This is a genomic window from Exiguobacterium sp. LL15 (assembly GCF_024436095.1).
In the GTDB taxonomy this organism is placed as follows: domain Bacteria; phylum Bacillota; class Bacilli; order Exiguobacteriales; family Exiguobacteriaceae; genus Exiguobacterium_A; species Exiguobacterium_A indicum.
In genome coordinates this window covers 1,682,689-1,707,886 of sequence record NZ_JANFNX010000001.1, presented here as the reverse complement: position 1 = coordinate 1,707,886, position 25,198 = coordinate 1,682,689, and the positions used below count along the sequence as shown (strand labels likewise).

Sequence of the window (25,198 nt, the reverse complement as noted above, 5' to 3'; positions counted from 1 at the left end):
GTACAGGCCTTTGCTCATTCTACCGAAGCGCGTGAACGTTCGGCGAGCAACAGATAAAGCGCTTGTGTACCGGAATCGGCATGACCCAGCTCAGCAAGTTGTTCATATAAATCCTTCGTCAGTGCAAGACCAGGTGTCGCGATGCCCATCTCAGCGCCGCGTTCGAGGGCAAGCCGCATATCCTTGATGAAGTGTTTGACGAAGAAACCAGGTGAGTAGTTTTCAGCGATGACGCGTGGAATCAAGTTCTCAAGACTCCAGCTACCGGCAGAACCAGATTTGATCGTCTCGATGAACTGCGTCGGGTCAATCCCGGACCGCGTGACGAACAACAGCATCTCCGCTGTTCCGATCATCGAGCCGGCGATTGCGATTTGGTTCGCGAGTTTCGCCGATTGTCCTTTACCAGGACCACCGAAGAGTGAAATCGATTTTCCCATCGCTTCGAATAATGGCTTCGCTTGTGCGAAAGTCGCTTCTTCACCACCGACGAGAATGGCGAGTGTTCCGTTCTTCGCACCGAGGTCACCACCTGTGACAGGTGCGTCAAGTGCCTGAAGACCGCGTGCTGCCGCTTCCTGCGCGATGCGTTCTGCAAGAGCCGGACTGGATGTCGTCATATCGATCAGAATCGTTCCTGGTGCCGCATGATCGAGGATTCCGTCTTCGAAGTAGATCTGCTCGACGTCTTGCGGATAACCGACGATCGAGATGACGACGTCGACATCCGTGACGACGTCTTGAATCGTATCGACGATCTCGACACCATCTGCTTCAAGGACAAGTCCTTTTTCTTTCGTACGATTGTATCCTTTGACTGTAAAACCTGCCTTGCGCAGATTGCGGACCATGCCTTGTCCCATGACACCTAATCCGATGAAACCGACTGTCTTCATACGTGATTCCCCCTTGCACGTTCCGTGCCGATGAATTGTTGCGTTACGAGCTTATTATACAATGGATTGTCGACGACAAGACGATCATGTGTCCCGATGCCGGAAATCCGACCATCTTCAAGGACGATGATTTGATCGGCATGACGGACTGTCGCGAGACGATGGGCGATGACGAACGTCGTCCGTCCGACCATCAATCGTTCAAGTGCTTCCTGAACGACCCGCTCGGACTCAGAGTCGAGGCTTGACGTGGCTTCATCCAGCAATAGAATTTCCGGATCTCGGAGGAGTGCACGTGCGATCGCAATCCGTTGGCGTTGACCACCAGACAACTTGACACCTCGTTCCCCGATTTCAGTTGCATACCCCTCCGGAAAACGTTCAATGAACGTATCGGCATTCGCCATCCGTGCAGCCTCCCGGATTTTGTCTTCACTGACGTCTTCCGCAAGACCGTAAACGAGATTGTCACGGATCGTTCCCGATAAAACAGGGGAGTCTTGGGCAACATAACCAATCGCTTGGCGCCAAGACGATAACGTTAAATCAGCGATGGATTGATCTCCGAGTCGGATTTGCCCGGACGTCGGTTGATAGAATCGCTCCAGTATCGCGAATAATGTCGTCTTCCCGGATCCACTCGGACCGACGATCGCTGTCGTCTTGCCGCGTGGTAACGTAAAGCTGACATCCTGGAGGATGGGCGTCTCATTGTATCCGAATGATAGGTGATCGACCGTGACGTCCGTAAACGGACGCGGCGCAACAAGCGCTCCAGGTGCTTCCGGTGTCTCATCGAGAAGCTCGATGATTCGCTCTGTCGCCCCGCGAGCCTTCTGTAGCTTCGTGATGAATTCAGTCATCGTCACGAGTGGCGTCATGATTTGGAACAAATAGAGTGAGAAGGCGACGAGTTCACCTGCTGTGATCTGGTTCGTCGCGACGCGGTAGGCACCAAAGCCGATGATCAAGATCAACATCGTCGTCAAGGTGACGTTAAAGATTGGCAACAAAAGGGCTTGGATTCGTCCTTCCTTGACGCCATAGCCATAAAGATTCTCAATGCGAGTTTTCCCACGGTCGAGCTCATAGGATTCAGTCGCTTGCGATTTGACGAGTCGGACTTCACCGAGCATCTCGGCAAAAAAACCGGATAATCCTGCGAGTTCCTTCTGAGTCTCACGAGATATCTTATGCAACTTCCGCACGAGTGGAATGATGATTAGTAGCGTCACGGGTACAGCGATGACCATGACAAGTGTCATCTGCCAGTCGAGGAAGAACAGGATCGTGATCGCTCCGATGATCGAGACGAGTGATGTCAGCAGGCGGACGAGTTGCTCCGACAGCAATTGCTGGAGTGTCGTAGCGTCACTATTGAGCCGAGAGACAAGCTCACCTGATTTCGTCTCATCATAGAACGGAATCGATAAGGTCAACAGGTGTTTCCATAAGAGCGTCCGCAAATTGGCGACGATCCGTTGACCAACGATCTGTAACCAATAGATCGATAAGGCATTCGCGACGACTTGGACGACGAAGACGATCACGAACAAACTGATCAGCTGCGGAGTCAGTCGATCGACTGTAAAACCGTCAATCAACGTCTTTAAGAACCAAGGGATGGCGAGTGCTGCCAGCGCTTGGATGACGGAGACGGAAACGGCAGCGGATAATAATCCGACCGGGGGTTTCGTTTTTTTCAATAACAGGTAAAAAGATTGGAACGTCGCAGCGTTCATTTCAACACATCCTCTCTTTTCCATTGTCCGAAAGAACGAAGAAACGGTCAAATGGGAAACGCGACTTGACAAGAAATCTTTTGGTTTGTGACACTGATAGTGGAAACAACAAGGGAGGATTCAGATGTCTATTTTCGTAGATGCAGACGGATGTCCCGTTGTCGATCTCGTCGTTCGACACCGACAGGGACGTGACGTCTTTTTAGTTTGTGATACAGCACACCAGATGATGCGGGAGGGGGCGACGACGATCACGGTCGGACAAGGACCAGATGCCGTCGATTACGCGATCGTCAATCGGATGAAACGTGGCGATCTCGTCGTGACCCAAGACTACGGTTTAGCAGCACTCGTCTTAGCGCGAGGAGGCTTCGCGATGGACCAAAATGGTCGTCAGTTTACGAACGAGAATATCGATCTATTGCTTCATACACGCCATGTCGGACAACAAATCCGACGAGCGGGTGGACGGACGAAAGGACCGAAAAAACGGACGCGCGATGCGGACCGGGCCTTTGAAGAGGCATTTCGCGCATTAGTGCAAAGCAGCATATAAGGAAGACAGTACTCGAACTGTCGATCAAATAGGGACCATGCTATAATTTGTAACAGGAATGAATTTTGAAAGGAGGATACACGTTGAAACGAATCTTACGCGACCACTCGAAGGACCGTCCTTACCGATTGCGCCAAGGAACGGTTCCAGCATCAGCTGAGGCACGACTCACATCACTCGATCAACGTGAAATCAATCGATTACAACAGAATTTACGAGAAGTCGAACTGAAATTGAAGCAACGCAATGAAATCATGGAAGCGTTAGCGACGCAAAATGTCGAAGCGGCCTGTGAGACCGTCCTGACGATCCTGTTGCAACTGCTCGATGTAAAAGAAGGTGCCATCCTCTTGTACCGTCGTGAACAGTTGAATCATTTCGTCGCGCAAGGCATCGACGAGATGGAGCTGATCGAAAAAGATCTCGATCAATATTCTGTCTTACGTCGGGCGTTCGTCATGCGTAAATCGGTTCAATTACCGATTGGCGATCAGTTCGAATCGGCGATTCCCGTCCAATCTCCAAGTAATGGACAAGTCGTCGGGTTACTTTATATTCGTCATGCTTTTCCTCAGTTCAATCTAGAGCAAGTCGGGGACTTACTTGATCTATCACGAAAACTCGGAATGACGCTTGAACGCCATCTCCTGTTCCATCAGATGGAGCATGAAAAGATCAAGACGTATCAGCTCCTCGACTCGATTCGGGAAGCTGTCCTATACATCGAGAGTAGTGGGGAACAGATCTATGCGAACCAAGCTTTGTTGAACATGTTTCCACCGAAGCTCGTCAATCAAGCGCAAGGATTCCGCCACGCCTACGAACGGGCGACGTCGCTGTTTGAACATGTCGATCAGCCAGACGCACTCCATGACTACATCGGTCAACTGATGAATGGAGATATTCCGGGAGAAACGATCGAACTATCAGCGTTTCGGGGGAACTTGCTACTCAGTGCTTACGCCGAGCGGATTGCGATCGCAAACGTCGAGTGGGGCATGATGCTCGTCTTACGGGACGTGACGAAAGATAAGGAACTTGATCTTAAGCAGGCAGAATTCGTCTCGATCGTGTCGCACGAGTTGCGGACACCGCTCTCTTCCATCATGGGCTTCACGGAATTATTGATGAAACGAGAAGTGGATCCGAAGCGCCAAAAGCGATATTTGCAGACGATTCATTCAGAAACCGTTCGTTTGGCGGAATTGATCAATGACATCTTGGAAATTCAAAAAGGAGAAGATTCGACGCATGGGACGCAAAAAGAACCGCTTGATGTGAAACAATTGATGTTCGAGATGAAACCGATGTTTGATCTCGCGAGTCGCGCGCATCGCATCAGTGTCCAGTTCGATCCAGGCACCTATACGATTTCAGCAAGCAGTGAAAAGATGAAACAGCTGTTCACGAACTTGATCATGAACGCGATTAAATATTCACCTGAAGGTGGCGCAATCCGGATCAAAGGGTCAAACCAGTCGGATCAATTACGGATTGAGATTTCGGACGAAGGGCTCGGTATACCAGAGAAAGCCCTACCTTATATCTTTGATAAGTTTTACCGAGCAGATAACTCGGATACACGTAAAATCGGTGGAACCGGCTTAGGACTCGCGATTTGTCGCATGATCGTGCTTGATCATGGTGGAGCTATTTCCGTCCAATCAACGGAAGGAAAGGGCAGTACATTCATCATTCAACTCCCGCTCGACGCATGACCGACAATCGACTGAGAAAGGAGGAAGACACGGTGAATAATTCACACATTCGTTATGAAGCATTGCATCCGCTCGTCGAAGAGATTCTTGAAAAACTGAGTGAACGGATCGGCGTCAACACGTTGTTTTTTGCATTAAATGATTCATATAGCAACTTTGTCGTCAAGGCGATCAATCAAGAGCGACAATTGATTGAAGAAGGCTCGACCCATGTCTTCCAACACGTTCTCTGTAAGCTGGTCGTCGATGAAACGGATGGAAAGGTTTCAATCAGTGAATTGCTCAACGATCCATTGACGGTCAATCATCCGGTCACGAAAGCACTGGGGAACGGAAGTTTCATGGGAGTGGCAATCAAGAATGCTGAGAATGAGAAGATCGGGACGTTGTGCGCCTTCGACGATCAACCATTCGACTTCAAGGAGCAGGATATTGCACTTGTGGAACATTACGCTGACATCATTAGTAAATCAATCAACGTTGAAACGTATGTCATCAAAGACGCTTTGACAGATGTCTATAACGAACGCTATATGAATCGTTTAATTTCGAGTGTGACGATTCATCCAGCTTTCTTGATGGTCTTGAACCTCGACCGTTTTCATGCGATCAATGCTACGCACGGTTACCGGATAGGGAATGAAGTATTGCGTGAAATTGCAAGTCGTCTAAAATATGTACCGTTACCGAATCATGTCGTCGGACGGATGGATGGTAATGAGTTCGTCGTATTGGCAGAACTTGAGCAAGAGCAAGAATTCGAACAGCATGCAATAGACTATGCCCGCATCGTCACGGAAGCAATCGAGCAACCAATCGTTGGTGTCGCGGACGAACCGATTCACGTGACGGCATCGTCTGGGGTCAGTCTCTTGACGGGTGACATGGCGAGTCGTCAGACGCAGATTTATGCAGCGGAAGCCTTGATGCAACAAGTGAAACACGACGGGAAACGACGGACCTCGTTCGTCAATCCGAACCGACATGCGGAGCAACACCCGTTTGCATCGGTCCTTGAATCAGAGCTGTCACATGCACTGGAACGAGGGCAGTTCGAACTTTATTACCAATGGATCGTCGATGCCAAACAAGAACATTATGTCGCGGTAGAAGCACTTTTACGCTGGAACCATCCAGTGCTTGGCTTTGTCAGTCCGACGGATTTCATTCCGATTGCTGAGAAGATGGAGATTTTTCCGGACATCGGTCGATTTACGATCTGTCAGGCCATCTTGGACCAACGACGGCTAGAAGAAACGTTTGGTCGTAAGATTTCCGTCGCTGTCAATCTATCGGCAAATCAGTTCGAGTCGGATCAACTCTTTTCCGAGTTAATTCGACTAACAGAAGAGTCTTACTTCCCGAATGAGCGTCTCATTCTAGAAATTCGTGAGGAAGTACTGCAAACACATCGTCGTTTTGCGATCAAACGCTTGGAACAGTTACGCCAAGCAGGCTATCGTCTGACCGTCGATCACTTCGGTAGTCATTATGCGTCACTCAATTCGTTGTTACGCCTGCCTGTTCAAGCGGTCAAACTCGATCCAATCTTTACGCGTCGACTCGTTCAAAATCAGCTGGAACGCTCGATGATTCGCTCTGTTCATTCCTTGACGTCGACGTTGAACATCGCGCTCGTGATTCAGGAAGTCGAAACGCCGTCTCAGCTGCAGCACATTCAAACGTTAGATGAGTTGTTGTATGTACAAGGATACGAGGTTCATCATCCTCAACCGATCGATCAACTGCTCGTCGAGGACATCATACGAGGGCGTGCTGAGGTTTAACCGTTCTTCAGTCGGGAATACCTTAAAAGGTGGAACAAGTACATTTTAAGGGGGATGCCAAATGGCTGATCAACACGATAAAGAAACGGATCCGATTACTTCAGGTAACCGAATGACGAAGGATGAGATTGCGGGGCGTGATCCGCAGAACCATGCGGAGGTTCCGGAAAAATCGAAGGATGAAAAAGAATCGAAGCATCAAGAGCAAGAACAAGATGCTGAGAAAACAGAACGACCAGACAACGATGCTTCGAGTGAAGAGGCACCCGATTTGTCCCATGCTTCAGATGAAGATGGGGATGTCCAGCCGTCTGATGATGACAACCAACAAGATAAGGAATAACTAAAATGAAAGGCAATCGATGTCCGGCAGAAATGCCGGATACCGATTGCCTTTTTTTGATGGAGTAAAAGATTACTCGCCACCCCCGCCGCCGTCACCACCACCATCAAATCCTCCGTCGATCCCGCCGTCTGTCGCATGGGACGTATCGGTCAAATCAACAGGGAAGAGTAAGAACGGAATCGCGTCGGCGCCGTCCGGTGGGAGAATCGAAGATGGGAAGAGTTGTTGCAGGATTGTTTGTTGACTTAAATACAATCGGATTGCTGTCAAATAGACTAAGTCTTTCCGGTACTTAAAATGTAAATCGGAGCGTAACGCCTCTGCCATCCGTTCGAGTGACGAAGCGTGAACATTTGGATCACCGAGTAACGCAAGCATACCGTGAAACGACAGCGGAACATGGTGTTTACGATGTATCTTACGGGATGCCTCCACTTGTGCGATATAGCGATCCCAATCGTCTTCAGGCAATAAAGCGAATATCAAGGCGACGACATACGTCTGTTGAGCGCGTCCGAATCGCCGTTTGAGTCGTTGATAGACCGTTTCGATACGCGAGGCGAGCTCGTCTAACTCACCGCGTGTCGTAGCGTGAAAATAGACGAAAGAGATCAATAGCGGTGACACGATGAACCGATGTTGTTTTTTGAGGCGTGTGTATAATTGTACCGTTCGTTCAAGTACCACGTCCTGCGGAGTAAGACGGCTGATGAACAGGGCAGTAGAATAGGCATTCAAGGGATGCGACAATCGATGCGATTTAAAATAGCCATGAATCGACATCATCTCAGCAATCCGACTCGGTGTGTGGGCGTCAAAGGCATGAATCTTCGAAGCAAGTAATAATGCCTGGGTGGTTTGTGTATGCAAGCGTATTTTCAAGTCATCTGCTGTCTCAAGCAACACACTTGCGGAAACCTGCTCCGTTCCGATCGTTCGGTCGAATGCCAGTTCGATGAGAATGCCATCCTGATAGGTTCTGAATTCTGGTCCGATGTTATCCAGCTGTCGCAAGAAAGTCGTCGCGATCTCCATGACTGTTCCTCCTCTGCCTTTTCTTATAGTGTATCACGCAGTGAAAGCGTTCTCTTATTTTTTCAGTTGGGTGTCAATCAATTGTTCTGCTGCGCGCCGGTACAAGTTACTCATATGAGCCATCGCTAAGATCTGTTCCAGTGGGTCGGTCGTCGAGGCGGTCAAAGCCTCTTGTTCCGTTACGAAGCGAGATGTATTTTGCTCTGCTAACATGAGATAGTCACGGTAAAATCCTTCAAGATCGAGTTGATCCTGTTCGATCCCTTCGTTCAAGGGCGCGAGAATCGTTTTGATATCATTGATCGAAAACGAACTTTTCAATTGATAAATCAAGCTGATCAGAATCAAGTGCTCCTTCGTGTACTTTTTATTCGTGACCGGAAAGAATAATTTCTTTTTGGCATAATTGTTGATCATCGTCTTCGTCAAAATCGTCTCGTCTGCACTTCGCGTCGTTTCCTCGAATGTCCGCTCGAACAGTTGGATGACTTGATCCATATAGAGATCGATATTCGGGATATCTTCGAGCCGTAATTGACGATCGTATCTAGTGTCATCAGAATGTGTCATAAAAAAACCTCCAAAATCGCTAAAATAGGACTTTCTACTTCTCCATCATATGATAGAATACGTATATAACGCCATGTAGTATTCAAAACTACATATCAGGGGAGGAACGAAAGTGAAAGCTTATATGAGAGAACCGATTAATGGATTAACGCATCTTGGAGGGGCTGTCTTTGCTTTTGTCGGGTTACTGGCACTTGTCATCAAGGCATCGTTAGAACGGGGGGCATCACTTGCGATCGTTGCAGCGATTATTTTTGGTGTCAGTATGATGGCGCTTTATGCCGTCTCAGCGACCTACCATATGGTGCTTGCGAGCGACCGGGCAATCGCGATCTGGCGTCGGTTGGATCATTCGATGATTTATCTGTTGATTGCCGGGTCTTACGCACCGTTTTGTCTCGTCAGTCTGAACGGTCCGACCGGTTGGGTCTTGTTCAGCATCGTCATGTTGATTGCAGTCTCTGGAATCACCTTTAAATTGGTTTGGTTCAACAGTCCGCGTTGGTTATCAACGACGCTCTACATCGGAATGGGCTGGATCATGGTATTTGCGATCACACCACTCGCGCAAGTCTTATCACCGCTCGGCATCGGATTGTTGTTCCTTGGTGGTATCTTCTATACGATCGGTGGCATCATCTATGGGCTGAAGCCACGTATCTTATCGTTCAAACATCTTGGATTCCATGAAATCTTCCATATCTTCGTATTACTTGGTAGCTTAGCACATTTCCTATGTGTCTACTTCTTCGTCTTATGAGGATGTCCTCCTTCAGTCAATGGCTGAAGGAGTTTTTTTGTGTCTGATGGAAATTACAGGAGAAGTCGAGTGTTCTCACGAATGAAAGAACGAATAGATCACGCATAGGGGGAAAAGCATGAAACACACACGATGGCAGTTAGAGACACTCTACACGATAGATGACGTCAAATCAGGAATTACTAAGATACAAGCAGCGTTGACGAAACATCCGACTAATGTGGCAGAACAGGTCGAGCGTTATCAGCAAGTCGCGCGCGACGTCGAGGAATGGAGCGACTTCATTTATTGTCTGTACGCTGAAGATGTCACGCGCTCAGAAGTCCATCCATTGCTCGAAGAGATCGAAATCGTGCAAGCGATGGTGCGCAGTGAGGCGGCAGCACTCGATACGAAGATTGCCGCACTGTCACAAGAAGAGTGGGAGGAGCTCGTCACGGGTTCACCATACGCCTTTTTCTTGAATGAACGCCGTGACATCCAGTCCCGTCGTGCACCACTAGTTCAGGAACAATTATTGCAGGATCTCGGTGTTGATGGGTTCCAAGGCTGGGGGCAGCTCTACAAACAGCGTTTCATGGCATTGCGCGTCGACTTGGACAAAAAGCAGGTCACGATCGGTCAAGGGCTGCACGAAGCGATGTTCTCACCTGACCGTTCGGCTCGTTTAGCGGCAGCGACAGCAGTTGACACCGCTTGTGCACAAGAAGCTGACCTGTTTGCGACGATTCTGAACCGGATTGCCGGCTTCAGATTGCAATCCTACAAGATGCGGAACTGGGAGCAACCGTTGACTGAGTTGCTTGAGCAGAACCGGATCTCGGAAGCGAGCCTAACAGCGATGATGGAAGCACTCGATCAACACCGCGATCTCTTTCACGCCTATTACTCTCGGAAGATTGCCCAGGCGGAGCGGGTGACGGGAGAATGGCATGATTTTGAGACGAACACCTATCGCTCCGCGCGTCACGTTCCGTTTGAGATGGCAGAGACCATCGTCACGACACAATTCAAACGATTGAATCCGCAGCTCGGCGCCTTCGCGGAAAACGTGTTTAGTGAGGGATGGGTCGATGCAGAGAATCGTCCTGGAAAAGCAGAGGGCGGATTCTGTGCTGCCTTTCCGATTGCCAAAGAGAGCCGGATTTTCATGACGTACCGTGATAGTTATCCGGACGTCGCGACGCTCGCTCATGAATTCGGTCATGCCTATCATAATTATTTACTGCAAGACGAACCGTATTTAAATCAAGTCAAAGGAACGAGCATTGCGGAGACGGCTTCGACGTTCATGGAGAATCTCGTCCTCGATGCTGCCATCAAAGAGACGACGGAACGGGAGGAAGTGCTTGCTCTGCTTGAAGTCAAGATCCGAGAAGGGCTGAAATATGCCAGCATCGTTCCCGGCATGTTCCGTTTCGAGCAACGTTTTTATGCGGAACGTCAGCAAGGGACGGTCAGTGCCGAACGGTTAAGTGAACTCCTGCAAGAGGAAGAACGGTTAGCCTATGGTCCGGTATTGCCTGAACCAGCGCGCTATAAATGGATGTACATCAGTCATCTGTTCAATCCGAATCTTGCGTTCTACAACATTCCCTACACGATCGGTTATCTGCTCAGCAATAGTCTGTATCAGACGGTTCAAGCGGATCCGAGTCAATTTTCGACAGTCTTTGAAGCCGTCATGCATGATTCCGGTCAAGCGACGATCGATGAGATCGTTAAACGTCATCTCGACGCTGATCCGACATCTGTCGCGTTTTGGATGGAAGCTCAACAACCGCTCGTCCAGGCAATTAAGCAGTACCTGACGTTAACGGAATCCTCTCTCTCCGTCGATTGAAGACGAATCGAAACGGGAACAGAAATGTAGGGAGGGATGCGGATGTATGAACAGGAGAAACAATTAGTCGCTGAGGCAGCACTAACGTACGTGAAAGATGGGATGATAGTGGGTCTTGGGACGGGTTCGACGACGGAACGGTTCATCGAGGCGCTTGGTCCACTTGTGCAGGCGGGACTACAGATTCAAGGCGTGGCGACGTCACTTGCGACGGTCCGACTCGCGGAACAGTTACACATTCCGTTGATCGACTTGGAAGAGGGAATGGAAATCGATGTGACAATCGATGGGATTGATCAAATTGACGGACGATTTCAAACGATCAAAGGTGGCGGCGGTGCACTATTTCGCGAGAAAATCGTCGCACTGATGAGTCGAGAATTGCTCTATTTGACGGATTCTTCGAAGTTCGTTCATCATTTAAGCGGACCGTTACCGGTCGAACTGGATCCGTTTGCCTTACCGTATGTGCGGCAACGGTTGCGTGATAAGCATGTTTCCGCAACACGACGCGTGAAAGACGATCGTCCCTTCGTTACAGATGGAGGTCACGTGATTCTTGACGTGAATTTATCATCCATCTCGGACGTCCGAGTATTCGCAAAAGAAGTGAAAAGTTGGTCGGGTGTACTCGAGACGGGTTACTTCGAGCGACAGCCCGATCATGTCCTGACGGTCGAAGAGGGAAAGGTCAAACGCATCGCGCATCCACGCCTGCGTGACGGCGGTGGGTTGGTTTAAGGAAAGAAAGAAGGAAACCATATGGGCTTGAAAAAACGGTATTTATTCGGAGCAGGTGTCATTGCCAGTGCGAGTCTACTGTTGTTCAGGAAGCGGGAACAGGGCACACAGACCGATGCGTTACGTGATTATTTAGCGCATCTCGATCAGGATCCGAGTCCCGATGCTACGAAGGACCCGGATGAGGTCGGATTGACGAAACTGGATTCGATCTATCGGTCGGAGTGGCAAGCGAATGGTTTTCCGCGTTCGCGGACAGAGCTAGAAGAGCTTGAAAAATAAAAGAACATGAAAACAGCCTTGAATTCAATGAATCAAGGCTGTTTGACTTAGAGGTAACCGACGAGAGAAAAAGCTTATCGTTCCACGAGGAATGTTTTAGAAGTGTCTTACTTCTTTACTTAATCGATACAAATAGATACCAAGCAAATCGTGGATACCTATTTTTTCTGTATTTATTTGCTTATCTTCAACGCTCACGTAATCTGTGGACGAGTTTTAGGAGACTCTTACAAAAAAATCTGAGCATATTCGGCACATAAAAACTTCTAAAATTAACTTTCGGCGAATTACGTCTCGCCTTGATAGGATGAATAGAAAGATACTTCTATAAAGAAACGTATATTATTAATTACTTAAAAGTTAATAATTTCTAAATGAGGGTGAATCAAGAAAGGGGATGATACAATCAAGAAAATAGGAAGGAGAGACATGATGAAGAGATGGATTACGTTGTGGGCTGTTAGCATCCCCGTTTTCTTGATTTCATACATCGGTTCGTTTTTCATAACAAGCAAGATTAGCATTTTGCCCCACGAAGAATGTAAGCCGCGTTTTATTTTTACGCCTCAAGATGTATCCTATTGTAGCGACATTTATCCTATAGACATCTTTCTCATCAGTTTGAAGACACAACCTCTCGCTTACGTATGCGTCGCTTCAGGACTCTACATAGTTGGGTTCATGGGTTACTTCATTTATCAAAAAGTGAAGAAAAAGAATTGAATACTCAAGCGATGGCTTCATATAGAAGTGAGGAAGAAACGGAATGAACGAGACCGTTCACAGTGTTTCTACTATTCTCTTATTCTCTCTCCGATGTTCGGATTGTTCTATTCGATTTGTCATAACAATGATATTTGGAGTAGATTTCCTTTTGGTTCACTTGTGATAATTATCTATTATCACAAGTGAGTTTTTAAATAGTAGTTATCATCTTCTTTGTAGTTCATAGTCCCTTCAGTCTTAGTCATCAAATCTATCCACACCAAATTGAACGTAATAAATTGGAATTACAAAAAGACATTTTCGAAATAGTGCGTAACACTACAAACAAAGAGCTTTAATCAAAGAATCGACAGGGATCAGGTTTTGACTAGAGAAAAGCTCATAACTCAAAAATAAAAAGAGACGAATAACACGAATTTAAAGATAATACGACAGATTCGGAGAGTAGTTGTTGAGAAGCAAAGGAAAAGTAATTTGGATATTTATGCTATACATCATATGATCATTTTGGCTTCGTTCTTGAAGTAATCGTAATAGCTAGCGATACCTAATTACGAAGTGGAGTTTTAATCTAAACAGCCCTGAATCCTAATGATCCAGGGCTGTTTTCATGTGTCTTAATATGTAAGCGATCCTGCAATGATCAAACCAATCGAAATCGATAAGAAAAGGAGCAGCAATCCGACTGCTTCGTTGTTCGCATCAATCTCTTTCGTCATGCTCAAACGTGGGATTAGTAAATCCGCGAGATAGAATAAGACGATTTGTAAGACGATCGCGAGTGCGCCCCATAACACCATATCGAGAATGCTGACAGAGTTCGAGATACTCGAATAGAGGACGATGGCGAGACCAAGAATACGTCCACCGAAGGCGTAGACGGCCGCTTTCTTCCCATTACGGATGAGTTCGAGTTCCTTCGATTTCGTCGTCACCTCGAACAGGACGACACCGATGGCAAGGAGTACGGTCGCGACACCGATATACGAGAGCGTTGAAAGAAATAGATCACTGAATGTCATGCTGGTACCTCCATCATGATTTTTTATTTTTTTTGCGTTGTTCGTATGCAACATACAATTCAAGCAGTGCTCCGACGAGAATACCTGCTGATACATACAAATAGAAGTTGTCACCAATGAATCCGAACAAGAGACCTAAAATGAGGCCGATCAGGATATAGGGACCTTTTGCTAACTTCATGCCAATCACCTACCTCTTCTTTAAAGGTAGCGGATTTCAGAGGTGGCGTCCATCGTTATTCTTGAAAGCTGACCGCAGATTCTGCATTAGGAGAAAACAGGACGACTTGGTTCCGTCCTTGTTGCTTTGCCTGATAGAGGGCAGCATCCGCATCCAGTAGAAGATCGTCGATTTGCAGTGTCGTCTCATCGTACACGGCTAAACCAAACGATGCCGTGAGCGATAGCTCTGTCGTCGCTAGTCGAAACGTACTAGAAGCGATGCGTTCACGTAATTGTTCTGCTAAAGGCAAGACTTCAGCAAGCGGAACACTCTCAAACAGGACTGAAAACTCCTCACCGCCGTTACGGGATAAATACCCGCTTTCTGCCACTCCATCGCGCAGTCGATTGGCGAACTGCCGTAGCACCTCATCGCCCGCCTCATGTCCATACGTATCGTTGACCTGTTTAAAATGATCAATGTCGATCGTCAACAACACGACCGACTGTTTGGTTAGAATCAATCGCTGTTTGACATCCGTGAAGTATTCATTGAAGGCGCGTGAATTGTTCAATCCTGTCAAAAAGTCGAGTTGCGCTTTTTGCCGAAGCATCCGTAATGATTGTTTGGTCAACCGAATATCGCGGATGATCAGTAGGGCGAGCCAACTACTGACGAACGATGCAGGAATGACGACTGCTATCACTTCAAGTAGAAGAATCTGTTTCGGTAAGACAATCCATAAGACAAGAGCGTGTATAGCCGTCGCGTAGAGCGTCACGAGTGTGAATGTTCGTTTTGCATAAGGTGGCATTTCGCGAACGATTAAGCTCGTTCCTAAAGCAATGGCGACAATGAAGCCGAATGCGGTGAAGGCTGCTAGATTCGTTCCTAAACTGAAACGATAGATGATGATCGCGATCGTCACGATCGTTGTCGGGATGGCGCCACCAAAATAGGCAGCGACGACGACCGGAATATGACGCAAATCAACCATGACGCCAGGTGCTGCTTCAATCGTCATCTGCATGAGTAGTAACGAGATGACAGTTAGAGCAAGACCGTACAACACGCGTGTCAGCCGTGGGGATTCACGGGTGATCGGGAGCGGTGATAATTTTCCGAGCAGATAGAAACCAGCCATTAATAGCGTCACGTTATGCAAGACGTCAAAAAGGATGCTTTTCATGAAATGTCCATCCTTTCAAATAAAGTACGTTACTTAAAAAGACATACGCCATAAAAGGACTAACTCCTGTTCCTTGAAAAAATAATCTATTTGATGCAATTGTGTCTATAATGTGAACTTATGATTTCTATAAGCTGTACTTATAGTTTAACGGAATTTAATTGACCTCTTCGACACTGCGTTGTTAAATGATGAAGAAGCGATATGAAAGCGCTTACTAAAATCGAAGGAGATCTACTTATGGAACTTGTCATCATTCTTCTTGCCTTATCCTTATTGATGTTCGTTGCCTATCGTGGTTTTTCTGTCATCCTATTTGCGCCAATCTGTGCCTTGTTCGCCGTCTTACTGACGAACCCGGATTGGGTGTTACCTTTCTTCTCGAATATCTTCATGGAAAAGATGGTCGGCTTCATCAAGGCGTACTTCCCGGTCTTCCTCCTCGGGGCGATTTTCGGAAAAGTCGTTGAGATGTCCGGTATCGCGGAGTCGATTGCAAAGACGATCATCCGTATGATCGGTGCGAAGCGTGCCATTCTTGCTATCGTCTTACTTGGCGCCATTCTTACATATAGCGGCGTCAGCTTATTCGTTGTCGTCTTCGCTGTGTATCCGTTCGCAGCAAACTTGTTCCGCGAAGCGAACATCCCGAAACGCCTCATCCCGGGAACGATCGCCCTTGGTGCATTCACGTTCACGATGGATGCCTTACCAGGAACACCTCAGATTCAAAACGTCATCCCAACGACGTTCTTCAAAACGGATATCTACGCTGCGCCAATCATGGGAACGGTCGGTGGATTGTTCATCCTAGTCGTCGGTATGTGGTATCTCGAGTCACGCAAGAAAAAAGCCCATCAAGCAGGGGAAGGCTACGCTGGATTTGAAGCGACGGCGGCAAGTGCCGCACCGCAGATGGAGTTGAAGAACGAACCGGAAATGACACTCGAGACGGATCGTCAACCGGTCTATCGGCAAGTCCTTGCCTTCGTCCCACTCGTCCTCGTTGCCGTCATGAACAAAGTCTTCACACTCTCGATTCCGAAATGGTATCCAGAAGGGTTCGATTTTTCAGCGATTGGTTTAGAAGCATTCGGAAAGATCGAGACGCCGGCCGTTCTTGCAATCTGGTCCGTCCAAATGGCGTTATTGATCGGAATTCTCGCAGCGATGCTGTATGACTTCCCGAAGATCAAGACGAATTTCCAAGCTGGTTTGAATGTCAGTATCGGTGGCGCGCTTCTAGCGGTCATGAATACAGGTGCTGAGTATGGTTTCGGAGGCGTCATCGCCGCACTTCCTGGATTCAAGTCCGTCTCAAGCGGAATCTCAGAGACCTTTACGAATCCGCTCGTCAACGGAGCCGTCACGACGACGACACTTGCCGGCGTCACTGGTTCCGCATCGGGTGGAATGGGGATTGCGTTAAGTGCGATGTCGGATAAATATACGCAAGCCATCACATCAGGCGGCGTGCCACCGGAAGTCATGCACCGCGTCATCTCGATGGCGTCCGGCGGGATGGATACGTTACCGCATAACGGTGCCGTCATCACGTTACTTGCCGTTACGGGGCTGACGCATCGTCAGTCGTATAAGGACATCTTCATGATTACGATTCTCAAGACAGTGACGGTCTTCTTGATGATCGGATTGTATAGCTTGACTGGTTTGTATTAAGAGTTTAGAAGGGGGCATCATCAGATGAAACAGGGGAAAGTATACGGATCATTCGCGGAAGCAACAGCAGACATCTTTGACGGGGCGACGCTAGTCGTAGGGGGCTTCGGACTCTGCGGAATCCCAGAAAAATCAATTACCGCGTTGCAAGAGAAGGGCGTCAAGGATTTGACGGTCGTCAGTAATAACTGTGGCGTCGATGACTTCGGACTCGGTCTCCTCTTGCAGACGCGACAAATCAAGAAGATGATTTCGTCGTATGTCGGGGAAAACAAGACGTTCGAGCAACAATACCTTAGTGGCGAAATCGAAGTCGATCTCGTCCCACAAGGTACGCTTGCCGAACGTATCCGTGCTGGTGGAGCTGGCATTCCCGGTTTCTATACACCAACAGGCGTCGGCACACCAATTGCTGAAGGGAAGGAACAAAAGGAGTTCGACGGGAAGACGTATCTCCTTGAAGAAGGAATCGTCGGTGATTTTGCGATCGTCAAGGCATGGAAAGCAGATCGACTCGGGAATCTCGTCTTCCGGAAGACGTCACGCAACTTTAACCCGATCGTCGCAACAGCCGGAAAAATAACGATCGTTGAAGTCGAAGAACTGGTCGAAGTCGGTGAACTTGATCCGAATGAGATCCATACACCTGCTGTCTACGTTCAGCGCATCGTCGTCGGAACGGATTATGAAAAACGCATCGAACGCCGGACTGTCCGGGAAGCTTGAGGAGGAGACGGATATGAAAACGACACGAGAGATCATCATTGAACGCGCACTTCAGGAAGTTGAAGATGGGATGTACGTCAATCTCGGGATCGGGATTCCGACATTGATCGCCAATGCGATTCCGGACGATATGCATGTCATGCTGCAATCCGAAAATGGACTGCTTGGCATCGGACCGTATCCGCTTGATCATGAAGTCGATGCCGACGAAATCAACGCCGGTAAAGAAACGGTCACGGCACAATCTGGAGCATCTTACTTCGACAGTGCCGAATCGTTCGCGATGATTCGCGGCGGACACATCGACCTCGCGATCCTCGGAGGGATGGAAGTCGATCAGAACGGTGACCTCGCGAACTGGATGATTCCGGGCAAGATGGTCAAAGGCATGGGCGGGGCGATGGACCTCGTCAACGGAGCGAAACGAGTCGTCATCATCATGGAACATGTCAACAAACACGGCGAATCGAAAGTCAAACAGGCGTGTACCTTGCCGTTGACAGGACGCGCCGTCGTCAACCGTTTGATTACGGACCGGGCCGTCTTTGATTTCACACCGGACGGAATGGTCTTGATCGAGACGCTGAATGGTCATACGGTCGAAGACGTCAAACAAGTCACGGAAGCACGATTCACGGTCAGTCCGGAACTCGAGCGCGTGACGGTAGGGGAGTGAAGCAGATGGTTCAAGGAGATATCGTACTCGTCACAGGTGCAGGAAGCGGCATCGGTCTTGAAATCTCAAAGGCGTTTGCTGCGGCAGGAGCGAAGGTCGTCGTAACGGACGTTCGCGCAGAAGCAGCAGAAGAGGCGGCGGCAGCGATTCGCGCAGCTGGTCATGAAGCGGTCGGCATGACGCTCAACGTCACTGATGAAGCACAGGTCGAAGTCGTCTTGAAGCAGACGGTCGAACAGTTTGGTCGACTCGACGTCTTGATCAATAACGCGGGTCTTCAACACGTCTCACCAATTGAAGAGTTTCCGACTGAGAAATTCGAATTGATGATCAAGATCATGTTGACGGCGCCGTTCATCGCTATCAAACATGCCTTTCCGATCATGAAGGAACAAGGCTACGGACGGATTCTTAACATGGCATCGATCAATGGTTTAATCGGTTTTGCTGGGAAAGCGGCGTATAACTCGGCGAAGCATGGATTGCTCGGTCTGACGAAGGTCGCAGCCCTTGAAGGAGCAGAACACGGGATCACCGTTAACGCGATTTGCCCGGGGTATGTCGATACACCGCTCGTCCGAAATCAAATGGAAGACTTGGCGAAGACGCGTCACGTCGAACTTGAGAAGGTACTTGAGGAAGTCATCTATCCGCTCGTTCCACAAAAACGGTTGCTCGCCGTCGAGGAAATCGCGGATTATGCATTGTTCCTTGCGAGCCGCAAAGCAAAAGGAATCACAGGACAAGCGAACGTACTCGATGGAGGATATACGATTCAATAAGGAGATGGAGCAGATGAGTGAAGCAGTCGTCATCGTAAGTGCGACGCGCACGGCGATCGGAAATTTCAATGGGAGTTTGAAGGACGTCAAAGCAACCGAACTTGGAGCGACAGTCATCCGTGCAGCACTTGAAAAAGCAGGTGTCGCTGGGAATCACGTCGATGAAGTCTTTTTCGGTAACGTCCTCTCAGCAGGACTTGGTCAAAATCCAGCACGGCAAGCGGCACTCGCTGCCGGATTACCGGAGACATGTCCAGCGATGACCGTTAACAAGGTCTGCGGATCCGGTCTCTCAGCCGTCCATCTCGCGTATCAGGCGATCAAGTCGGGTGAAGCCGATGTCATCGTTGCCGGTGGGATGGAGAACATGAGCCAAGCGCCGTATGTGCTATCGGGCGCGCGGTCTGGGCTGAAGATGGGTGACCAACCGCTCGTCGATACGATCATCCATGATGGACTTGAGTGTGCGTTTAATGACTATCACATGGGAATCACGGCGGAGAATTTAGCCGACATCTACGAACTCTCCCGCGAAGCCCAGGACCAGTTCGCGGCGACGAGTCAGCAAAAAGCGCAGACGGCATTAGCAGAAGAACGGTTCGTTTCGGAAATCACGCCAGTGTTGATTCCACAACGAAAAGGCGACCCGATCCGTTTTGATCAAGATGAGTTTCCACGTGCCGGAACATCTGTCGAAACACTCAGTCGTTTGCGCCCGGCATTCAAGAAGGACGGAACGGTCACGGCAGGCAATGCATCTGGCATCAATGACGGAGCTGCGGCGCTCGTCATCATGTCCGTGACAAAGGCACAAGAACTCGGCGTGACACCACTCGTTGAGATCGTCGCGAACGGAATGTCCGGTGTCGACCCGAGCATCATGGGAATCGGTCCCGTCCAAGCGGTCCAAAAGGCACTCGATAAAGCGGGACTGACGCTTGAGGAGATTGATGTCATCGAAGCGAACGAAGCGTTCGCGGCACAATCTCTCGCGGTCGATGCGGAGCTACAGTTCCCGCATGAGAAGCTCAACCGAAATGGCGGTGCAATCGCGCTCGGTCATCCGATCGGTGCGAGTGGGGCGCGGATTCTCGTTACGTTGATCCATGAACTCGAGCGGACGGGTGAGACACATGGTCTTGCGACGTTATGCGTCGGGGGCGGTCAAGGGGTAGCGACGATCGTCAAAAAATACGAAGGTTAACTAATAAAGCACGAGACGAAGGAGATGTTTGCTCCCGTTGTCTCGTGCTTTATTGATTTTAGCGAATCGTTAACATGTCTTTGTAACTGCTTTTTTCGAGAATTTGCACGGAGGACATCCGTGACCATTCCTTCAAGGAAATCTCGGGATGTTGCTTCACGAAGTCGGAGACGATCATGTAACCGAGTCTGTATTTTACGAACGATGGAATTTGTTTTTCGTAATTTCCTAAGAACAGATCATCCGTCGTCAATCGTTCCGCATTCAGCTCCGAAATCACATGCTCTAAAGTATGGTCAAGTAGAGGGGCGATCGCTTCCGATGATTCCACAGGATAAAGCTTGTGGGCAAAGAATTCCGCTTTTCCTTCGAGGATAATGTAATCGAGCATCGTCGCACGATTCGGTTCATCGAGGGCTACGGTATGATGGTACTCATGCGCCGTTGTGTTGCGTAATGATGTTTCCGAAAAATCCTTCAAGAAGAACAGACTCATTGAATTGTTTCCTTGCGCGACACCGCTGACACCACCATAACGTTTGGCATCATCATGCTCGATTGGTGTCGTCGGGGAGACGAAGACGACGAGCTTCTCATCCCGTGGAAGTTGTTTCATCGAAGTCAGGAGACTGGACTTGATCTGTTTCATGATGCGCTGATGGTGTTTTTTCAAATATGTATTCATCTGCTTTAAGTCCTTGATGTTTTCCGATGGCTGTTCGTAAAGGCTAGGAACGGGCATCGCTTGGAGCTGTTCTTTTTTGATGACGCTATTTTTAGCGCCCAATACATATTTTTTAAATAGTGCCTCATTGTCCTCTGGATGTTTCGAAGCCGCTTGAATGTAATCGTCATACGCCTTGTACAAAGGAACGATTTGAATCTCTTGTTTCTCATGCGTAAATGAGATGTCATACGTCTTCGGTTTTTCGGCAGCGGGGGAACAACTGGCAAGTAAAAGGGTGGCGCTAAGAAGATAGATCGATTTCATAGAAAAACCTCCTGTTTGATTATCCATATATTTACTTTCTTCATGAAGCCTTTTAATCCTACTACGTCATATGAACTTATGAATCCGGTTTCATGCTTCGACGCACAGACGTAACAAATTCTATAGACCATAGCTCCACCAAACTTTCTGCGCAATTTTCAGAATATTCTCCAGATAAACTCCTAGCACGAGCTCTTAAACGTATGGTATCCTTTCGAACGAAGTACTTCATCCGCTTAGGGAGCGAGATGAAGTCGATCATCATCAGTGGGGGTTTATTATGTCTAAAACTGTTCCAACATCATTTATCATCGTCATCGGCATGATGCTCTTCGCCTTATTCTTCGGGGCAGGAAATCTCATCTTTCCGCCGATGCTCGGACAGCTCGCAGGGGAGCATGTCTGGGTCGCCAATGCCGGATTCCTCGTCACTGGTGTCGGTCTACCATTGCTTGCGATTCTCGCATTCGCGTTTTCAGGGGAACGCGATTTACAAGCGATGGCGTCACGCGTTCATCCTGCGTTCGGAATCGGGTTCTCGGTCATTCTGTATCTTGCGATCGGTCCCTTCTTCGCGATTCCTCGTGCCGGAACGGTCTCGTATGAGATCGGCATCAAGCCGTTCTTCAGTGAATCGACGAGCCACTGGCCGCTGCTCATCTTTACGGTCTTGTTCTACACGGTTGCTTGTCTCTTATCATTGAATCCGACGAAAATCGTCGATGTCGTCGGGAAAGTACTGACACCGATTAAGATCACGTTCATCGGTCTGTTGATCGTCGTTGCTGTCCTGAATCCGATCGGAAGTTTTCAGAATCCTTTGAAGACATATCAGTCGAATGCCTTCTTTAACGGTTTCCAGGAAGGATATATGACACTCGATGCACTCGGTGCCTTCGTCTTTGGGATCATCATCATCGCAGCGATCAAGGAAAAAGGTGTCACATCGAAGCGACAGTTACTATTGATTTGTACGAAAGCGTCATTGATCGCAGCAGCCCTTCTAGCAATCACGTATTCGGCACTTGCCTTCATGGGTGCTTCAAGTGTCTCGGAAATCGGACAACTGGCGAACGGCGCAGAGATCTTGTCAGCTGTGTCGGATCATTACTTCGGTGAATACGGTGCGATCTTACTCGGTCTGATGATCACAGTCGCCTGTATGACGACAAGCGTCGGCTTGATCACGGCCTGTGCGTCGTTCTTCTCAGCACTCGTGCCAAAAATCTCGTACGTCAAATGGACGGTTGGTCTATCGGTCTTCAGTGCACTCGTTGCGAACATCGGTCTGAATCAATTGCTCGCCGTCTCAAAACCAGTCTTGATGACACTTTATCCACTGGCAATCTGTCTCATCTTCCTGACATTCTTGCATCCACTCTTTAAAGGTAAACCAGCCGTTTATCAAGGGGCGCTGTGGATGACATTCGTCGTCAGTTTGTTTGATGGATTGAAGACAGCAGGGATTAACGTCTCAGCTGTCACGAACGTGTTCGACGCGGTATTACCGTTTGCTTCCGTCAGTCTCGGATGGGTCGTACCAGCCATCATTGGTGGAGTGATCGGAGCAGTCGTCGGTAAGAAAACAGCGGAGACACAATCGTCGTCGCGTGTGGCTTAAATTAAATCCCTTCACTCAGATTACACTGGGTGAAGGGATTTTTTTGTAACGATGAAACGTATTCTAACAACAGTTGTTGACAAAAACCGGAGGAATAATGCTATAGTGTTAATGCAAATGATATTCATTATCAATTAGAAGGAGTGATAGGTGATGTTCATCCAATTAAAAACATTTAAAGTCAAAAAAGGAAGTGCTGTTGAAATGATCGAGCGTTTTTCAGGAAAGGGAATCATCGAGCAACAACCAGGGTTCCTCGATTTAAGTGTCTTACATAAGAAGCGTACAAAAGAGGAAGAAGAAGTTCTTGTCCTGATCCGCTGGGATTCGGAACAAGACTGGAAAGCGTGGGAAACGAGTGAGGTACACCTTGCCGGTCACCGAGAAAGAAGGGGGCAACCAGGTCCCTCCTTCATTCTTGACGGTCAGCAACATTACTATGATGTGATTGGATTTAAGACAGCAGATACATGATCGACACAACAATAAACAATCACGTAGGCAAGTGAAAGAAAAGCATCTCGAAGATTCCCTTACATATTGATCAAGATTGAACGGATACGGAAAAGCGTCAGATGGTATATGTTTTTTAGGAGTGAGTTGAAAATGACAGAAGCACTGCATGCATTTCGAGTGAGGAAACACGCTTTACAGACAGGAGGACAATTAGCGATACGTCCGGGTTTGATTGTCGTCATACAAGGCGTTGGCATTACCTACACGGAAAGGAAACGTCTAGAATCGGGCGAAGCCTGTTTCATCATGAAATCAGGTGAACGATTCATCGTCAAGGAGGGACATTGTCTCTTGTATCAGTTAGAGGTTGAACTGACGCCATTTCTAGTCTACCGTCAACCAACGAATGAACTAGTGGAGTGTTTAGAACGAATGCGCGGATGTCCAAACACAATGACCGGTTCTCTTAGACAACATCGCTATCTGTATCAACTACTGGAGCAATTAAGTGAACGTCGTCATGAGCAGACGTTTGAGGAAGTGACGTCCCAGTGGTTAAAAGAACTCGGAAAATCAAGAACAGTCAGTGACTTGGCAAGTGAGTTAAACATGTCACTGCCGACGTTTTCCCGCCAATTCAAAAAGCACTACGATCAATCACCAAAGGAACTGATTCATCAATTGCGGATGCAACGGGCGAAGGAGTGGATGATTGCACATCCAGATTGGACGATTGCTGAGATCGCAGAACGTGTATCAATCAATGATGAATTTTATTTCAGCCGTCTCTTTAAAAAACGTGAGGGACTATCACCAAGTCAGTACCGGAAACGGTTGTTTCCAAGGGTCGGAATCTGGAGTCAAGCGTTGTTGCAAGATCACTTATTGGCACTTGGCATTCAACCTGTCATCGCACCGTCTTTTCCGACACAATATCGTTCGAACGGTGTGCCAGACTATTTAAGTGAACTCGAAGGTACGCAACTATACGACGCGTCAGCAACGATTTTACCGGAATGGTTCGAGACATCAAATCTCGATCTCGTTTTACGGACACCGATACGAGGTGAATCACCACCTATGTTGACGTCTTGTCCGGTCATCGATATTTCGAAACAAACTTGTTGGAAGGATTACTTGTATGCTGTTGCTACGGCAACCGATACGCTTGAGCGAACGACTGACATCATCAACGAAGTCGAAACGCTTGAAACAATTGTGAAGCAACAGTTCGAATTCAATCGGAATGTGACATGGGCAGTTATTTGGATCAGAGACTCAGAAATCCGACTGTACGGACGAACAGGGCATACGATGTTAGATTTTCTGTTCAGTGAAATCGGTTTACAGCCCGTGGAAGGACTCCCGCACACCGTCTACATGACAATCAGCCTAGAAACATTACAGCAGTTGGATCCGGATGGTTTGTTCATACTGTGGAGTCAACCTGCAGATGTGGAACGAATTCGAGGAACGAGGGTGTGGCAAACGCTTCGTGCCGTTAGGTCGGAGCGTATATTTTACCCAGACAGTGTCGATTGGGATCCGTGGGGACCACTTGGGAGAATGCATATGTTACGTCAATTGCATACATATATCAGCGATAGTAACTGTTTTGTTTGTCCATGAAGAATGAAAAGAAAATCCATGTCACTCATCATTGATAATGATTATCATTACAGATGG

Annotated in this window: 25 protein-coding genes; 17 read left to right on the top strand and 8 right to left on the bottom strand. The window is 48.2% G+C overall.

Features of this window, described 5'->3' with window-relative positions:
* Positions 1-14 precede the first annotated feature (14 nt).
* Both NOM72_RS08975 and NOM72_RS08970 read right to left on the bottom strand, forming a co-directional pair.
* Positions 15-896: an NAD(P)-dependent oxidoreductase gene (locus tag NOM72_RS08975; protein WP_058265218.1), complete on the bottom strand. Its 882-nt coding sequence runs from the start codon at positions 894-896 to the stop codon at positions 15-17.
* Complete coding sequence (locus NOM72_RS08970) at positions 893-2,638, bottom strand: ABC transporter ATP-binding protein (protein WP_023467808.1); 1,746 nt, start codon at positions 2,636-2,638, stop codon at positions 893-895. The genes NOM72_RS08975 and NOM72_RS08970 overlap by 4 nt, the downstream gene beginning before the upstream one ends.
* Before the next feature lie 124 nt (positions 2,639-2,762).
* Here NOM72_RS08970 and NOM72_RS08965 point away from each other — a divergent pair, with 124 nt between their 5' ends.
* From NOM72_RS08965 to NOM72_RS08950, 4 genes are all read left to right on the top strand, one after another.
* Positions 2,763-3,194, top strand: coding sequence for a YaiI/YqxD family protein (locus NOM72_RS08965; RefSeq protein ID WP_055967203.1), 432 nt, complete (start codon positions 2,763-2,765; stop codon positions 3,192-3,194).
* A gap of 83 nt (positions 3,195-3,277) precedes the next feature.
* Positions 3,278-4,912 (top strand): ATP-binding protein, encoded by a 1,635-nt coding sequence (locus NOM72_RS08960; protein WP_023467809.1) that lies wholly within the window; start codon positions 3,278-3,280, stop codon positions 4,910-4,912.
* Between the two features lie 32 nt (positions 4,913-4,944).
* Positions 4,945-6,699, top strand: coding sequence for an EAL domain-containing protein (locus NOM72_RS08955; protein ID WP_255998943.1), 1,755 nt, complete (start codon positions 4,945-4,947; stop codon positions 6,697-6,699).
* A gap of 61 nt (positions 6,700-6,760) precedes the next feature.
* Positions 6,761-7,042 carry a hypothetical protein gene (locus tag NOM72_RS08950; RefSeq protein ID WP_023467811.1) on the top strand — a complete coding sequence of 94 codons (282 nt, stop codon included), beginning with the start codon at positions 6,761-6,763 and terminating at the stop codon, positions 7,040-7,042.
* A gap of 72 nt (positions 7,043-7,114) precedes the next feature.
* Here the strand turns inward: NOM72_RS08950 and NOM72_RS08945 are convergent, their stop codons facing one another.
* Both NOM72_RS08945 and NOM72_RS08940 read right to left on the bottom strand, forming a co-directional pair.
* Complete coding sequence (locus NOM72_RS08945; protein WP_255998942.1) at positions 7,115-8,080, bottom strand: DUF4003 family protein; 966 nt, start codon at positions 8,078-8,080, stop codon at positions 7,115-7,117.
* A 54-nt stretch (positions 8,081-8,134) separates the two neighbouring features.
* Entirely contained in the window at positions 8,135-8,650 is a 516-nt protein-coding gene (locus NOM72_RS08940) for a DUF1836 domain-containing protein (protein ID WP_035398077.1), read from the bottom strand.
* Between the two features lie 112 nt (positions 8,651-8,762).
* Between NOM72_RS08940 and trhA the strand changes: the two genes are divergently transcribed.
* The 5 genes from trhA to NOM72_RS16190 all read left to right on the top strand — a co-directional run bounded on the left by trhA (position 8,763) and on the right by NOM72_RS16190 (position 12,999).
* Positions 8,763-9,410 (top strand): PAQR family membrane homeostasis protein TrhA, encoded by a 648-nt coding sequence (gene trhA / locus NOM72_RS08935; protein WP_023467814.1) that lies wholly within the window; start codon positions 8,763-8,765, stop codon positions 9,408-9,410.
* A gap of 118 nt (positions 9,411-9,528) precedes the next feature.
* On the top strand, positions 9,529-11,253 hold the full coding sequence (locus tag NOM72_RS08930) for a M3 family oligoendopeptidase (RefSeq protein ID WP_255998938.1): 1,725 nt from the start codon (positions 9,529-9,531) through the stop codon (positions 11,251-11,253).
* A 42-nt stretch (positions 11,254-11,295) separates the two neighbouring features.
* On the top strand, positions 11,296-11,994 hold the full coding sequence (gene rpiA, locus NOM72_RS08925) for a ribose-5-phosphate isomerase RpiA (RefSeq protein ID WP_255998935.1): 699 nt from the start codon (positions 11,296-11,298) through the stop codon (positions 11,992-11,994).
* A 21-nt stretch (positions 11,995-12,015) separates the two neighbouring features.
* Entirely contained in the window at positions 12,016-12,276 is a 261-nt protein-coding gene (locus NOM72_RS08920) for a hypothetical protein (protein ID WP_255998934.1), read from the top strand.
* Between the two features lie 429 nt (positions 12,277-12,705).
* The gene (locus tag NOM72_RS16190) at positions 12,706-12,999 is read left to right on the top strand and encodes a DUF4306 domain-containing protein (protein WP_370688685.1); all 294 of its coding nucleotides are present in this window, start codon (positions 12,706-12,708) and stop codon (positions 12,997-12,999) included.
* 620 nt (positions 13,000-13,619) lie between these two features.
* Here the strand turns inward: NOM72_RS16190 and NOM72_RS08915 are convergent.
* The 3 genes from NOM72_RS08915 to NOM72_RS08905 are packed head-to-tail and all read right to left on the bottom strand — an operon-like array spanning position 13,620 to position 15,376.
* Complete coding sequence (locus NOM72_RS08915) at positions 13,620-14,024, bottom strand: DUF350 domain-containing protein (RefSeq protein WP_023467822.1); 405 nt, start codon at positions 14,022-14,024, stop codon at positions 13,620-13,622.
* Between the two features lie 13 nt (positions 14,025-14,037).
* Positions 14,038-14,205 carry a hypothetical protein gene (locus NOM72_RS08910; RefSeq protein WP_023467823.1) on the bottom strand — a complete coding sequence of 56 codons (168 nt, stop codon included), beginning with the start codon at positions 14,203-14,205 and terminating at the stop codon, positions 14,038-14,040.
* A 55-nt stretch (positions 14,206-14,260) separates the two neighbouring features.
* Positions 14,261-15,376: a GGDEF domain-containing protein gene (locus NOM72_RS08905; protein ID WP_255998931.1), complete on the bottom strand. Its 1,116-nt coding sequence runs from the start codon at positions 15,374-15,376 to the stop codon at positions 14,261-14,263.
* Between the two features lie 240 nt (positions 15,377-15,616).
* Here NOM72_RS08905 and NOM72_RS08900 point away from each other — a divergent pair, with 240 nt between their 5' ends.
* The 5 genes from NOM72_RS08900 to NOM72_RS08880 are packed head-to-tail and all read left to right on the top strand — an operon-like array spanning position 15,617 to position 20,444.
* Complete coding sequence (locus NOM72_RS08900; protein ID WP_035398062.1) at positions 15,617-17,056, top strand: GntP family permease; 1,440 nt, start codon at positions 15,617-15,619, stop codon at positions 17,054-17,056.
* A gap of 24 nt (positions 17,057-17,080) precedes the next feature.
* Entirely contained in the window at positions 17,081-17,782 is a 702-nt protein-coding gene (locus tag NOM72_RS08895) for a CoA transferase subunit A (RefSeq protein WP_255998928.1), read from the top strand.
* Positions 17,783-17,795: 13 nt separating this feature from the next.
* A complete protein-coding gene (locus tag NOM72_RS08890) occupies positions 17,796-18,458 on the top strand; it encodes a 3-oxoacid CoA-transferase subunit B (RefSeq protein ID WP_035398057.1) in 663 nt (220 codons plus the stop codon).
* Positions 18,459-18,463: 5 nt separating this feature from the next.
* Positions 18,464-19,240: a 3-hydroxybutyrate dehydrogenase gene (locus NOM72_RS08885; protein WP_023467828.1), complete on the top strand. Its 777-nt coding sequence runs from the start codon at positions 18,464-18,466 to the stop codon at positions 19,238-19,240.
* A 13-nt stretch (positions 19,241-19,253) separates the two neighbouring features.
* Positions 19,254-20,444, top strand: a complete 1,191-nt coding sequence (locus NOM72_RS08880) for an acetyl-CoA C-acetyltransferase (RefSeq protein ID WP_255999193.1) — start codon at positions 19,254-19,256, stop codon at positions 20,442-20,444.
* A 58-nt stretch (positions 20,445-20,502) separates the two neighbouring features.
* On the opposite strand, the gene NOM72_RS08875 is transcribed toward NOM72_RS08880, so the two are convergent.
* Positions 20,503-21,435 carry a DUF2268 domain-containing putative Zn-dependent protease gene (locus NOM72_RS08875; protein ID WP_075642094.1) on the bottom strand — a complete coding sequence of 311 codons (933 nt, stop codon included), beginning with the start codon at positions 21,433-21,435 and terminating at the stop codon, positions 20,503-20,505.
* 280 nt (positions 21,436-21,715) lie between these two features.
* On the opposite strand from NOM72_RS08875, the gene brnQ reads away from it, so the two are divergent.
* The 3 genes from brnQ to NOM72_RS08860 all read left to right on the top strand — a co-directional run bounded on the left by brnQ (position 21,716) and on the right by NOM72_RS08860 (position 25,141).
* The gene (gene brnQ, locus NOM72_RS08870) at positions 21,716-23,056 is read left to right on the top strand and encodes a branched-chain amino acid transport system II carrier protein (protein WP_255998924.1); all 1,341 of its coding nucleotides are present in this window, start codon (positions 21,716-21,718) and stop codon (positions 23,054-23,056) included.
* A 153-nt stretch (positions 23,057-23,209) separates the two neighbouring features.
* Positions 23,210-23,530: an antibiotic biosynthesis monooxygenase gene (locus tag NOM72_RS08865; protein ID WP_023467832.1), complete on the top strand. Its 321-nt coding sequence runs from the start codon at positions 23,210-23,212 to the stop codon at positions 23,528-23,530.
* Between the two features lie 132 nt (positions 23,531-23,662).
* The gene (locus tag NOM72_RS08860; protein WP_023467833.1) at positions 23,663-25,141 is read left to right on the top strand and encodes an AraC family transcriptional regulator; all 1,479 of its coding nucleotides are present in this window, start codon (positions 23,663-23,665) and stop codon (positions 25,139-25,141) included.
* Positions 25,142-25,198: the final 57 nt, after the last annotated feature.